The organism is Streptomyces sp. NPDC019224, assembly GCF_040632605.1.
GTDB lineage: Bacteria > Actinomycetota > Actinomycetes > Streptomycetales > Streptomycetaceae > Streptomyces.
Genome location: NZ_JBEYCF010000009.1, coordinates 162,603 through 175,012 on the forward strand (window position 1 = coordinate 162,603; position 12,410 = coordinate 175,012).

10 protein-coding genes and 1 tRNA gene are annotated in these 12,410 nt (G+C 69.2%); 6 read left to right on the forward strand and 5 right to left on the reverse strand.

Annotation, left to right across the window (positions count from 1 at the left end):
- The first annotated feature begins 27 nt into the window (after window positions 1–27).
- Both ABZ564_RS08615 and ABZ564_RS08620 read left to right on the forward strand, forming a co-directional pair.
- On the forward strand, window positions 28–1,017 hold the full coding sequence (locus ABZ564_RS08615) for an ArsA-related P-loop ATPase (RefSeq protein WP_360851671.1): 990 nt from the start codon (window positions 28–30) through the stop codon (window positions 1,015–1,017).
- The gene (locus tag ABZ564_RS08620) at window positions 1,014–2,378 is read left to right on the forward strand and encodes an ArsA family ATPase (protein WP_360851674.1); all 1,365 of its coding nucleotides are present in this window, start codon (window positions 1,014–1,016) and stop codon (window positions 2,376–2,378) included. The genes ABZ564_RS08615 and ABZ564_RS08620 overlap by 4 nt, the downstream gene beginning before the upstream one ends.
- Window positions 2,379–2,414: 36 nt before the next feature.
- Here ABZ564_RS08620 and ABZ564_RS08625 read toward each other — a convergent pair whose 3' ends face one another.
- Window positions 2,415–2,765, reverse strand: coding sequence for a WhiB family transcriptional regulator (locus tag ABZ564_RS08625; RefSeq protein WP_360851677.1), 351 nt, complete (start codon window positions 2,763–2,765; stop codon window positions 2,415–2,417).
- Window positions 2,766–3,284: 519 nt separating this feature from the next.
- On the opposite strand from ABZ564_RS08625, the gene ABZ564_RS08630 reads away from it, so the two are divergent.
- Window positions 3,285–5,525 carry a transglycosylase domain-containing protein gene (locus ABZ564_RS08630; protein ID WP_360851681.1) on the forward strand — a complete coding sequence of 747 codons (2,241 nt, stop codon included), beginning with the start codon at window positions 3,285–3,287 and terminating at the stop codon, window positions 5,523–5,525.
- 122 nt (window positions 5,526–5,647) lie between these two features.
- Here the strand turns inward: ABZ564_RS08630 and ABZ564_RS08635 are convergent, their stop codons facing one another.
- Window positions 5,648–6,112, reverse strand: a complete 465-nt coding sequence (locus ABZ564_RS08635; RefSeq protein ID WP_360851684.1) for a GatB/YqeY domain-containing protein — start codon at window positions 6,110–6,112, stop codon at window positions 5,648–5,650.
- A 79-nt stretch (window positions 6,113–6,191) separates the two neighbouring features.
- Here ABZ564_RS08635 and ABZ564_RS08640 point away from each other — a divergent pair, with 79 nt between their 5' ends.
- Together ABZ564_RS08640 and ABZ564_RS08645 are read left to right on the forward strand one after the other, a co-directional pair.
- Window positions 6,192–7,133 carry a metallophosphoesterase gene (locus ABZ564_RS08640; protein WP_360851687.1) on the forward strand — a complete coding sequence of 314 codons (942 nt, stop codon included), beginning with the start codon at window positions 6,192–6,194 and terminating at the stop codon, window positions 7,131–7,133.
- A gap of 94 nt (window positions 7,134–7,227) precedes the next feature.
- Window positions 7,228–7,301: transfer RNA gene (locus ABZ564_RS08645), tRNA-Pro, on the forward strand.
- 354 nt (window positions 7,302–7,655) lie between these two features.
- Here ABZ564_RS08645 and ABZ564_RS08650 read toward each other — a convergent pair.
- The 3 genes from ABZ564_RS08650 to ABZ564_RS08660 all read right to left on the reverse strand — a co-directional run bounded on the left by ABZ564_RS08650 (window position 7,656) and on the right by ABZ564_RS08660 (window position 11,152).
- On the reverse strand, window positions 7,656–9,974 hold the full coding sequence (locus ABZ564_RS08650) for an ABC transporter permease (RefSeq protein ID WP_360851689.1): 2,319 nt from the start codon (window positions 9,972–9,974) through the stop codon (window positions 7,656–7,658).
- Window positions 9,971–10,645, reverse strand: coding sequence for an ABC transporter ATP-binding protein (locus ABZ564_RS08655; RefSeq protein ID WP_360851693.1), 675 nt, complete (start codon window positions 10,643–10,645; stop codon window positions 9,971–9,973). The genes ABZ564_RS08650 and ABZ564_RS08655 overlap by 4 nt, the downstream gene beginning before the upstream one ends.
- 96 nt (window positions 10,646–10,741) lie before the next feature.
- Window positions 10,742–11,152 carry a hypothetical protein gene (locus ABZ564_RS08660; protein ID WP_360851696.1) on the reverse strand — a complete coding sequence of 137 codons (411 nt, stop codon included), beginning with the start codon at window positions 11,150–11,152 and terminating at the stop codon, window positions 10,742–10,744.
- Window positions 11,153–11,519: 367 nt separating this feature from the next.
- Between ABZ564_RS08660 and ABZ564_RS08665 the strand changes: the two genes are divergently transcribed.
- Window positions 11,520–12,326, forward strand: a complete 807-nt coding sequence (locus ABZ564_RS08665; protein ID WP_360851699.1) for an SGNH/GDSL hydrolase family protein — start codon at window positions 11,520–11,522, stop codon at window positions 12,324–12,326.
- Window positions 12,327–12,410: the final 84 nt, after the last annotated feature.

Genomic DNA, 12,410 nt, shown 5'->3' on the forward strand with positions numbered 1-12,410 from the left:
GCGGTGCGACTGGTTAGGCTCGAATACGTGAGCAGGTTCCAGGTCGTCAGCGGCAAGGGTGGTACCGGTAAGACCACGGTCGCCGCCGCCCTCGCGCTCGCCCTCGCGACCGAGGGCAGACGCACCCTCCTCGTGGAGGTCGAGGGCAGACAGGGCATCGCCCAGCTCTTCGAGGCGGAGGCCCTCCCCTATGAGGAGCGCAGGATCGCCGTCGCCCCGGGCGGCGGCGAGGTCTACGCGCTCGCGATCGACGCGGAGCTGGCGCTCCTCGACTACCTCCAGATGTTCTACAAGCTCGGCAGCGCGGGCCGGGCGCTCAAGAAGCTCGGTGCGATCGACTTCGCCACCACGATCGCGCCCGGCGTGCGGGACGTCCTGCTGACGGGCAAGGCATGCGAGGCCGTCCGCCGCAAGGACCGGCAGAACCGGTTCGTCTACGACTACGTGATCATGGATGCCCCGCCGACCGGCCGCATCACGCGCTTCCTCAACGTGAACGACGAGGTGGCGGGGCTCGCCCGGATCGGCCCGATACACAATCAGGCGCAGGCCGTGATGAGGGTGCTGAAGTCCCCGGAGACGGCGGTGCACCTGGTGACCCTGCTGGAGGAGATGCCGGTGCAGGAAACGGCGGACGGCATCGCTGAGCTGCGCGCCGCCGAACTGCCGGTGGGCCGGGTCATCGTGAACATGGTGCGCCCGCATCTGCTGGACGGGGAGGCGTTGCGCACCGCCGCGGGCGGCCGGCGCAAGGAGATCGCCAAGACGCTGACGCGGGCGGGCGTGACCGGCGCGGCCGGGCTCGTGCGCCCCTTGGTCGAGCAGGCCGCCGAACACACCCAGCGGGTCACCCTGGAACGTGGGCAGCGCACCGTACTGGCCGGCCTCGGCCTGCCGGGGTACGAGCTTCCGCTGCTCGGCGAGGGGGTGGACCGGTCCGGGCTCGACGAGTTGGCGGCTGCACTCCGCGAACAGGGCGCGGGTCAAGGGGAGTCCGGACGAGGGGCGGGTTCATGACAGCGCGTGCGAAGGCGGGGGCGGACGGCGGTGTGCGTACGGAAGCCGGTGCGGCGGCTCCCGTGCCGGCGCTGGACACCGACGCCCTGATCGACGACCCGGACATCCGGATCATCGTCTGCTGCGGTTCCGGTGGCGTCGGCAAGACGACGACCGCCGCGGCGCTCGGGGTGCGGGCGGCGGAGCGCGGCCGCAAGGTCGTCGTTCTCACCATCGACCCGGCCCGCCGGCTCGCCCAGTCCATGGGCATCGACTCGCTGGACAACGTCCCGCGCCGGGTGGAGGGCATCGAGGGCGAGGGCGCCGGTGAGCTGCACGCCATGATGCTCGACATGAAGCGGACCTTCGACGAGATCGTCGAGGCGCACGCCGACGGCGAGCGGGCCCGCGCGATTCTGGAGAATCCCTTCTACCAGTCCCTGTCGGCCGGATTCGCGGGCACGCAGGAGTACATGGCGATGGAGAAGCTCGGCCAGCTCCGGGCGCGCGACGAGTGGGACCTGATCGTTGTCGACACCCCCCCGTCACGGTCCGCCCTGGATTTCCTGGACGCCCCGAAGCGTTTGGGCTCGTTCCTGGACGGAAAGTTCATCAAGCTGCTGATGGCTCCGGCGAAAATGGGCGGTCGCGCGGGGATGAAGTTCCTCAACGTGGGCATGTCGATGATGACCGGAACGCTGGGCAAGCTGCTCGGCGGTCAGTTCCTGCGGGACGTACAGACCTTCGTCGCCGCGATGGACACCATGTTCGGCGGATTCCGTACCCGGGCCGATGCCACGTACAAACTGCTTCAGGCGCCCGGTACGGCGTTTCTCGTCGTCGCGACACCGGAGCGGGACGCGCTGCGCGAAGCGGCGTACTTCGTGGAACGCCTGGCCGCGGAGGACATGCCGCTGGCGGGGCTGGTGCTCAACCGGGTCCATGGCAGTGATGCCGCCCGGCTCTCCGCCGAGCAGGCTCTGGCCGCCGCAGAAAATCTTGAAACCGACGGCATTGTGGATCAGATGGCCGGGAAGGCTGGACTTCGTGAGCCCGCCGACTCCCCCGCGGCCGGGTACGCACCCACCACGGACACCACCGGAACCGCCCCTCCCGAGGCCGAGGCGGACCGCGAACCCCGATCCGACAGCACCACAGCCGTCACAACCGAAGAGCTGACTGCGGGCCTGCTCCGTCTTCATGCCGAGCGGATGCAGATGGTCGCGCGCGAACAGGACACACGCGACCGCTTCACCACGCTGCACCCCGAGGTGGCCGTGACCGCCGTGGCCGCGCTGCCCGGAGATGTCCATGACCTCTCGGGCCTACGAGCCATCGGGGACCGGCTCGCGACCGGTTCCGCACCGGCCGGAGCTGCCTAGCCCCTCGTATTTCGTAAGCCGTACACGCCACCGGCCCTATCCCACGGCGGCGAACGTCTCCTGCAGCTCGTCGTCCTCCAGCCCGATCGCCACGGGCAGGATGCCCGAGGACCGCTCGTACTCACTGCGGGCGGTCTCCAGCAGTCGGCGCCAGGACGTCACGGTCGGCCGTCTGCGCAGCAGCGCGCGGCGCTCCCGCTCGGTCATCCCGCCCCACACGCCGAATTCGACGCGGTTGTCCAGCGCGTCGGCCAGGCACTCGGTCCGCACCGGGCAACCGGTGCACACCGCCTTGGCCCTGTTCTGCGCTGCCCCTTGTACGAACAGTTCATCCGGATCGGTAGTGCGGCAGGCTGCCTGCGCACTCCAGTCGGTTACCCAGCCCATCCCGGCGCCGTCCTCTCCCGAATCGAGGCTCCCCCACGGCGGCAGCGGCATATTCACCGCTGCCAGTTGAGGACGTTACGGAAGGTGGCGACAGCACAACACCCCCTTCGGGCCCAATCTTGAATGGCCCGAACGGACTATGCGTATGCGGCAGATCACCCAGGGGAGTGAGGTGAAGACATGCGGAACTATCCCGTCAAAATCGGGACAGCCCACCAGAACTAGAACGGACGTTCGGTGACACACGGGGCGAATTCGGGAGCGCCGCGTGAGTGGCCGGATCGTGCACAGGGGTTGATACGGAACCGGACTGCTGTGACAGTTGAGAGCAGCTTAGGCCAAGGCATATCCGTGTGTCCGGCGAATGGGAACGTAGCCGCCTCGCGTCGCCATGCCGGCAGGTCCGGCCGCTGCGGCACGGCGCACGCGCCGCCCGTGAAGGTCACGGTCCGGTACGGGAACGCTCCGAGGGCCACCCGGTCCTACGGAACGCTCATATCTACGGATTAGGCTGCCTCCATGCCAAAGAAGCGCTCGGGCGGGGGTCTCACCACGACCCAGCAGGCCGCCAAGTTCCTCGGTGTCGCCGCACTCTCGGGAGTCGTCCTGGCGGGCATCGCGCTGCCGGCCGCCGGAGCGCTGGGGCTCGCCGCCAAGGGAACGGTCGACGGGTTCGACGAGATCCCCGCCAATCTGAAAACTCCGCCGCTGAGCCAGCGCACCAAGATCCTGGACAACCAGGGCGGCCTGATCGCCACGGTCTACTCGCGCGACCGCACGGTGGTCCCGCTGACGAGCATCTCCCCGTACATGCAGAACGCGATCATCGCGATCGAGGACGCCCGCTTCTACGAGCACGGCGCGGTCGACCTCAAGGGCATCCTGCGCGCGCTGAACCGCAACGTGCAGGCGGGCGGGACCGCGGAAGGCGCGTCGACCCTCACCCAGCAGTACGTGAAGAACGTCTTCGTCGAGGAGGCCGGCGACGACCCGGCCAAGGTCGCCGAGGCCACCCAGCAGACGCTGGGCCGCAAGGTCCAGGAGTTGAAGTACGCGATCCAGGTCGAGGAAGAACTCGGCAAGAAGAAGATCCTGGAGAACTACCTCAACATCACCTTCTTCGGGCAGCAGGCATACGGCGTAGAGGCGGCTTCTCAGCGCTACTTCTCCAAGTCCGCGAAGGACCTGAAGGTGGAGGAGGCGGCGCTGCTGGCCGGGATCGTGCAGTCACCCAGCCGTTACGACCCCATCAACGACACGGAGGAAGCGACCAAGCGCCGCAACACCGTGCTCCAGCGGATGGCCGACATCGGCAAGATCTCGCAGGAAGAGGCGGACAAGGCCAAGGAGACCCCGATCAGGCTGAAGGTCAAGCGGCCGCAGAACGGCTGCATCACCGCCGTCAGCGGCGCGGGGTTCTTCTGCGACTACGTCTCGAAGATCGTCAAGAACGACCCGGCCTTCGGCAAGACCGCGAAGGACCGCGCCAAGCTCTGGGCGACCGGCGGTCTGACCATCAAGACGACCCTGGACCCCAGGTCGCAGGCCGCGTCCAACGAGGCCGCCGTCTCCCGGGTCAACAAGGACGACAAGGTCGCGGACGCGGTCGTCCAGGTCCAGCCCGGCACCGGACGGATCCTGGCGATGGCCCAGTCCCGGCCGTACGGGCTCGACCCCGCCAAGCACCAGACCATGCTGAACCTCTCCGTCGACCACGCGATGGGCGGCAGCTACGCCGGCTTCCAGGTCGGGTCCACGTTCAAGCCGATCACCGCGGCGGCGGCGCTGGAGAAGGGCATCAGCCCGGCTCAGAGCTTCGACACCCCTTCTTCGATCAGCTTCCCCGCCGATGCCTTCCGCACCTGCGAGGGCGCACCCACGGACGACAAACCGTGGGAGGTGGAGAACGAGACGGAGGAGGAGAAGGGCATGTTCGACATGACCAGCGCGCTGGGCAAGTCGATCAACACCTACTTCGCGAAACTGGAACAGAAGACCGGCCTCTGCGAGACGCTCGCGATGGCGAAGAAGGTCGGCTACGAACGCGGCGACAACAAGCCGCTGTGGCAGGTCGCCAACACCACGCTGGGGGGGCAGGAGTCCACCCCACTGGCCATGGCCTCGGTGTACGCGACCTTCGCCAACCGCGGCACGTACTGCACGCCGGTCGCGCTCCTCTCGGTCACCAAGCCTGACGGCAAGCCGATCGACGTGCCGAAGTCACAGTGCAACCGTGCGATGAGCGAGCACACGGCCGACACGATCAACCAGATGCTCAAGGGCGTCGTCGAGGACGGCACCGGCACGCAGGCCGGCCTCAGCGACCGGGACAACGCGGGCAAGACCGGTACCACGGACGAGCGCAAGAACGCCTGGTTCGTCGGCTACACGCCGAACCTGTCCACAGCGGTCTGGGTCGGCAGCGACGGCGCCCACCAGAACAAGATGACCGACATCGTCATCGGCGGCCAGTACTACGACAAGGTCTGCGGTGGCTGCCTCCCCGGTCCCATCTGGAAGACGGCGATGACCGGCTCCCTCAGCTCCTCCGAGACACCGTCCTTCAACCCGGTCGACGTACCGCGGGCGAAGCCGAAGGAGGACAAGGAGGACAAGGACCGGGACAAGAAGAAGCCGGGCGACGACAACAAGCCCGGCGACGACACCCCGTTCCCCGGCATCAGCGTCCCGCCGGACATCCTCGGCGGGAACAACGGCCACGGCCGCGGCCAGAACGACGGCGGCACGAACGGCCCCTGAGCAGTCACTGCACGTACGAGGGCGGGGCGCCCCGAGCAATCGGGGGCGCCCCGCCCTCGTGTGTACGCGGGTGGCCCGGCTTCGGCCGACTGCTGGGCTCGCCCGGCCTCGGCCGGCTCCGCTCAGCCCGCGAGGAGCTTCTTCACCGTGGCGGCCACCCGGCCACCGTCGGCCCGGCCCGCGACCTTCGGGTTGACGATCTTCATGACGGCGCCCATCGCGCGCGGCCCCTCGGCCCCGGTGGCCTTCGCCTCGTCGACGGCGGAGGCCACGATCGCGGTCAGCTCCTCGTCGCTCAACTGCTGCGGGAGGTACGCATCAAGGATCTCGCCCTCCTTCTTCTCCCGCTCGGCCTGCTCGGTCCGGCCGCCCTTGGCGAAGGCGTCGGCAGCCTCACGGCGCTTCTTGGCCTCCTTGGCGATCACCTTCTGCACCTCGTCGTCGGAGAGTTCGCGGGCGGTCTTGCCGCCGACCTCCTCCTTGGTGATCGCGGTGAGGGTCAGCCGGAGCGTGGACGAGGTCAGCTCGTCGCGCGCCTTCATGGCCGTGGTGAGGTCTTCCTTGAGCTTGGACTTGAGCGTGGTCATGGGGTGATTGTGGCAGGTGCGGGGCGCCCGGCGCCCGCCTGTTTTCCTGCGGGTGCGCGTCGTCTGCGACGATGGGCGCATGCGCGCACGCTACGGAGTACCCCTGAAAATCACGGCGGTCACCGCCGCGGCCGGCGCCGCCGGTCTCGCCTACGCGGCAGGCTTCGAGGTCCGCTCGTTCCGCCTGCGCAGGGTCACGGTCCCGGTGCTCCCGCGAGGGGCACGTCCGTTGCGGGTCCTGCAGATCTCCGACGTCCACATGGTCAGCGGGCAGCGCAAGAAGCGCGCCTGGCTTCAGTCGCTGGCCGGCCTGCGCCCCGACTTCGTCGTGAACACCGGGGACAACCTCTCCGATCCCGAGGCCGTACCGGAGCTGCTGGACGCGCTCGGCCCGCTGATGGAGTTCCCGGGCGTGTACGTGTTCGGCTCCAACGACTACTACGGCCCCAAGCTCCGCAACCCGGTCCGCTATCTCTTCGAGAAGGCGTCGGGTCGGCACGGCCTCAACGGCAACGCCCCGGCGGTCGGTGTCGTCCACAACCCGTGGGAGCCGATGCGCGACGGCTTCGACGAGGCGGGCTGGCTCAACCTGTCCAACACCCGCGGTCGCCTCAAGGTAGACGGCCTCGAGCTGGCCTTCACAGGCCTGGACGACCCGCACATCAAGCGTGACCGCTACGCCGAGGTCGCCGGCGGCCCCGAGACGGACGCCGACCTCTCGATCGGCGTGGTCCACGCCCCGTACCTGCGCTCCCTCGACGCGTTCACCACGGACGGTTACCCCTTGATCCTCGCCGGTCACACCCACGGCGGCCAGGTCTGCATCCCCTTCTACGGTGCCCTGGTCACCAACTGCGACCTGGACACGGACCGCGTCAAGGGCCTCTCCGCCCACTCCTCCGGCGGCAACCGGGCCTACCTCCACGTCTCGGCAGGCTGTGGCACCAGCCGCTACGCCCCGGTCCGTGTGGCCTGCCCCCCGGAGGCGACCCTGCTCACCCTGACGCCCCGGGACCTCTGACGGGGCCGCCCCCTCCGATCACGGCAAAACCGGATTTCGTCTCCGGGCGCCGGTGGGCTAGAGTTGTCGATGTCGCCGGGAGACCGGTGGCGATCGGGGTGTAGCGCAGCTTGGCAGCGCGCTTCGTTCGGGACGAAGAGGTCGTGGGTTCAAATCCCGCCACCCCGACAGCCGCAAGAGCAGGTCAGGGGCCTGATCCGAGAAATCGGATCAGGCCCCTGAGTGGTTTCCGGGACTCTCGCGCCGCTGCTACCCGTGATGGTGTTGCCCTCGACCCGGTTGCCGACGCCGGCGACCCGGCGGGCAGGTCAGTCCGGCGGGAAGCCCCCTGGGCCGAGGGGAACCCGACCGTGTTCGCGGTGGGTGACTCCTTCAAGTGCACCGGAGTCGTGACAGGTGTGTCCGCGGGCCGGTTCCACACCGGCAACGCCACGGTGGACGCGGCCGCTCACCTGGACCGGACTCGACTCCGGCTCCTACTGCCTCAGTCGGGTGGGAAGGCCGCGGCGCGTCCGGCCCCGGTCAGTCCCGTCGGATGTGCTGGAGTTCGATGTGGCGCCGGGTGAGCGGCAGGGAGGCCAGGGCGGCGGCGAGCAGGATTCCTGCCGTGCAGACCACGAGGAGCGGGAGCCCGTCGCCGTCCCAGTGGACGGTTCCGCCACCGGTGATCAGGTAGCTGGATTCGGCGAGACGGCCGGCGACCAGGGCCCCCACGAGGCCGACGACGAGCGGGAGCATGACCTGGATGCACTGAGCCGCGCGAACGGTCAGAGGACGAGCGCCCAGGAGGTTCAGCATCGCGAGGCGGCCTCGGCGTTCCATGGCCCGGTCCGCGGCGGACACGGCGAAGGCGGCGACTCCGATGACCAGACCGAGGACCATTCCGGCCGCGAGGAGACTCTTGACCACGGTGATCTGCTGCAATGCCTCCACGTTGACACCCACGGCCTCGACCTCGGCGGTGGGCGCGAGGGCTCCGACGCCGTCGAGCACCTTGCGTACGGTGTCCGGATCGGAACTCGACATCAGGACGAACCGGCCCTCCGCGGGCCGCTGTCCGGCGGGGAGCGCGGAGGGCGGGATGAGCACGTCCGCGCCGACGAAGACCGAGGGCTGATGCGCCCGGATGACGAGGGGGTCGCGGGGCAGCGTCACGTGGAACTTATCCCCGCCGGTCCCTCGTCCGCCGGTTGCGTTTAGCAGGAACGGGTAGGTATGGCCGGGCCGGACATCGGGGTCCTCGGCCACGTCGGAATCGGTGAGGCGCTGGATCCTGCCGTCCACACAGCCGCGAGGTGGTACCGCGGTGAACGCCGCGAGCTGGTCGCAGCCGGCGACCACGGCGGTGATGCGGGGCGAGGCGAAATCTGCCTCCGGAGTCCAGGAGTCCATGACGACGGCCTGCCCCTTCGCGCCCTCGACCTGGCGCATACGGGCGCGTTGGCCCTCCGTCAGGTCGCTGAGGGGGAGGGCGTACTCCTGGGTGGGGGAGGTGGGCCGGCTGATGTGGGCAAGCTCGACGAGGAGACCCTGGGCGAGGGAGGCCGCGTAGACAAGGAGGACCAGGCCGGTGACCACCCGCAGGGAGCTGCCGGGTTCGACCTCGTTGCGGCGCATGGCGAGTGCCAGGGGAAGCGACTGGGTGGTGCCGGCGAGCCGGTGGGCGAGCCAGGCCGTGACCGGCGCGAGTGCCAGGACGAGACCGGCTCCCGTCAGCAGGACGCCGAGGGGAACGAGCACCGCGTTGGCCGGTCCTTCGGACGGGTCGTGGCCGAGGACTCCGAGGACGCAGTAACCGCAGATGACGCCCAGCCCCGGCAGGAGAAGCAGCATCCCGTACTTCCTGGGGGGACGTGGCCGGGCGCCCCGCCGCACCTGGAGCGGGCGTAGTGCGGCCTCACGGGCGCGGCGGCGTCCGACGAGCCAGGCCAGGCCGGGGCAGCCGATCAGACAGATGGCAAGGACGGTGGCGGTGGGTCGCCCGTCGGACGGATACCACTGGAGCCCCGGCAGGCCGACCTCCGCGAAGACCTCGTTGGCCAGCGCGTACACGCCGACGCCGAGCCCCGCGCCGAGCAGGGCGGCGGCCCCCGTCTCCACGGCGTTGACCCGCAGGGTGCCCTTCACGCTGAGACCGAGCAGACGCAGCGCGGCCAGCCGACGCGCCCGGGCCTCGGCGGAGAGCCTGGCACAGACGGACAGGAACACGGCCAGGGGCAGCAGGACGAGGCAGGCGAGGGCGAAGCGCAGGATGTCCAGGGTCGACGAGTCCACAGCCGGGGTCGGTGGCCAGGACGAACCGAAGCCTGCCAGGGGCCGCGCGGAGGAAGGCATGTGCCCGGGAGCGCGGCCGATGTACGCGTACAGCTCGTCGGGACCGGTGAGCCCTTCGGGGCCGATCGTGCCGGAGATCCGGCCGGGGAGTAGACCGGCGAGGCCGGGTTGTCCGGCCAGGAGCTCGCGCAGCCGCGGCGATACGAGCACCTCGCCGGTCTTCGGCAGGTGATCGATGCCGGGCGGACGGGGAAGCTCGGCTCCGGCTCGGTGCCCGACGAATACCCGGGTGAACGGCTGTGAGCCGTAAGGGTCCTGGCGTGTCAGGAAGACGGTGTCCTCGGCCGACCGGGCATGCAGGACACCGGTCACCGGCTGCGGTTCGCGCGCGGCGGCCCGGCTGTCGTGCGCCGAGAGGATCGCGGGGATGGTCAGGACGGCGGCAAGACAGGAGACGCCCATCGCGCAGCCCAGGGCCATCAGGAGAAAGCACATCAGGCCGGTCCGGCCGGTTCCGCGCAGAAGCCGCAGCCCGATCAGAAGGGTGGGTGCGGGGCGCACGCTCACAGCACTGCCCGCCTGGTCAGGGCACCATCGGCCATCGTGTACCGGGTGTCCGCGCGGGCGGCCACAGCGGCATCGTGCGTCACCATGATCACAGCCGTGCCCTGAGACCGCGCGAGGCCCAGGAACTCTTCCAGCACCGCATCGGCGTTGGCACTGTCGAGGGCACCGGTCGGCTCGTCCGCGAAGACCACGGCGGGCCGGTGGACGAGCGCCCGTGCCACCGCGACCCGTTGGCTCTGGCCTCCCGAGATCTGCGACGTCCTGCGCTGCCGCAGCTCCGCAAGGCCCAGCCGTCCGAGGACCTCCCCCGCCGCCTCATGCGCCGCCGCCTTGCGCCGGCCTGCCAGACGCAGCGGAAGCGCGGCGTTCTCCTCGACGGTCAACTCCGGTAGCAGTTCGCCGTACTGGAAGACGAAGCCGAACCGTTCCCGGCGCACCGTGCTCAGCTCGTTGTCATCAAGACTCGCCAGCCGCACTCCGTCGAAGGAGACGTCACCGCGAGTGGGCGCCACGACTCCGGCAAGGCAGTGGAGAAGCGAGGACTTCCCCGACCCGCTGCTGCCCATGATCGCGCAGACCTCACCTGCGCCCAGGGCGAAGTCCACTCCGCACACGGCGCGTTGGGAGCCGTAGACCAGCTCCACGTCCGTGGCGCGAAGGATGGCGTCCATGATGAGCGGCACCTCTCGTTCTCTGGCAGTCCTTGGTCCGGAGGGGGCGTGGAGGCCGGACAACGCCCCATCGGCGCCGTCGCGGTGTTGGGGCGGTTACCTCTTGTAGTGCTTGGTGACCGAGCAGTTGTCCGGGTGGATCGAGCCTCTGTCGCGGCACATGCGAACCCATGCCTCCTTGGTGAGCCGTGCCGCCCCGTCATAGACGACCTTGTTGAATGGGACCGCTCTGCCCTGCTTGCCGTTGAAGCGATTCCAGCTGTAACCCTCCACTTTGGTCAGTGCGTAAATGTTGTGGCCATCGCTCTTCGCCGTGTCGGACAGGCTCCCCCTGATATGGAAGCCACCGTGGTTCCGACCCCGGGACTCCCACTTGTAGGAGCCACCGACAAACGCGGCACCATCGGTCCTCAGTTCAGGGACGCGATGCCAGGCTCCGGCAAACGCTGTTCCCATGCCGCCGACGAACAAGGCCGTGGCGATGGCTGCCGTGGTCAGATTTCGCACGCTTCCTCCAGGCATGACACCTTTATCGATAACTCAGAGTAGTCACGCAACCTCGCGATGAGCGCTCCGAGGGCCCCACTTCCCCCTATCTGGTGAATCCGGAAAATTTGGTGACGCTCAATCACCCCCCAGGGGGGCGCCTCGCATCCAGGCGCTGTCAACCCCCGCGACGCGATGAGCCATTCGCTGCAGAACCTTCATCTCGGGGGGATTTGCAGGTTTATCCACGCGGGGAGCCATAACTCCCGACCGATCATTCGGGCAATTCCGGCGGATTCTCGCAGAGTCGTTACCCACTGGTACCAAGAGCTGCTACAACAGGGACGCTCACTCAACCCCCCACCCCCACTTCGGAGGGCTGACAGCCATGTCAGTACGGAGATTACGAGCGTCCGCATCCACTCTGCTCCTCGTCGCCACTGCCGCTCTGGGTCTGGCCCAGCCGGCTTCGGCGTCCGCCTCGGCCGCCGCCGGCGGGTACGTCGCCCTGGGCGATTCCTACTCGTCCGGCGTCGGCGCGGGAAGCTATCTGTCCGACAGCGGTGACTGCCGCCGCAGCACCAAGGCCTACCCCTACCTCTGGGCGGCGGCGAACTCGCCGTCGTCGTTCACCTTCGCCGCCTGTTCGGGCGCCACCACGAGCACCGTGGCCAGCGGCCAGCTCGGGGTGCTCAGCTCGTCCACCTCGCTGGTGAGCGTCACCGCGGGCGGCAATGACGTCGGGTTCGCCGACGTCATGCAGGACTGCGTACTGTCCGGCGAGTCCGCGTGCATCGCGGCCGTGGACGCGGCCATCGGGAAGATGAACAACACTCTTCCATCGGGGCTGGGTTCGCTGTATGCCTCCATCCACTCCAGGGCCCCGCAGGCCCATGTCGTGGTGCTGGGCTATCCCCGCTTCTACAAGACCGGCGGAAGCTGCGTCGTCGGCCTGTCCGACAAGGCGCGTACAGCCATCAACAACGCCTCCGACGTGCTGAACGGCGTCATCGCCAAGCAGGCGGCGAACGCCGGGTTCGCCTTCTCCGGGGTCGCCGACGAGTTCGCCGGACACGAACTGTGCTCCGGCGACCCGTGGCTGCACAGCGTCTCGGTCCCCGTCTACAACTCGTACCACCCGAAGCCCGAGGGCCAGTCGGGCGGCTACCTGCCCGCCTTCCGCTCGGCGGCATAACGCGGAAGGGAGAGCGGACGAGGGGGGGGGGGGGCGCCCCCCCCCGCCCGGGGGGGGGGGGCCCCCCCGAAGGTCACGGGGGCG

What these genes read in the sequence shown, in the direction of transcription:
- ABZ564_RS08625 (WP_360851677.1), bottom strand. Translation starts at nt 2,765, where the DNA reads ATGGGCTGGGTAACCGACTGGAGTGCGCAGGCAGCCTGCCGCACTACC.
- ABZ564_RS08655 (WP_360851693.1), bottom strand. Translation starts at nt 10,645, where the DNA reads ATGGACGCCATCCTTCGCGCCACGGACGTGGAGCTGGTCTACGGCTCC.
- ABZ564_RS08665 (WP_360851699.1), top strand. Translation starts at nt 11,520, where the DNA reads ATGTCAGTACGGAGATTACGAGCGTCCGCATCCACTCTGCTCCTCGTC.
- ABZ564_RS08640 (WP_360851687.1), top strand. Translation starts at nt 6,192, where the DNA reads ATGCGCGCACGCTACGGAGTACCCCTGAAAATCACGGCGGTCACCGCC.
- ABZ564_RS08620 (WP_360851674.1), top strand. Translation starts at nt 1,014, where the DNA reads ATGACAGCGCGTGCGAAGGCGGGGGCGGACGGCGGTGTGCGTACGGAA.
- ABZ564_RS08630 (WP_360851681.1), top strand. Translation starts at nt 3,285, where the DNA reads ATGCCAAAGAAGCGCTCGGGCGGGGGTCTCACCACGACCCAGCAGGCC.
- ABZ564_RS08635 (WP_360851684.1), bottom strand. Translation starts at nt 6,112, where the DNA reads ATGACCACGCTCAAGTCCAAGCTCAAGGAAGACCTCACCACGGCCATG.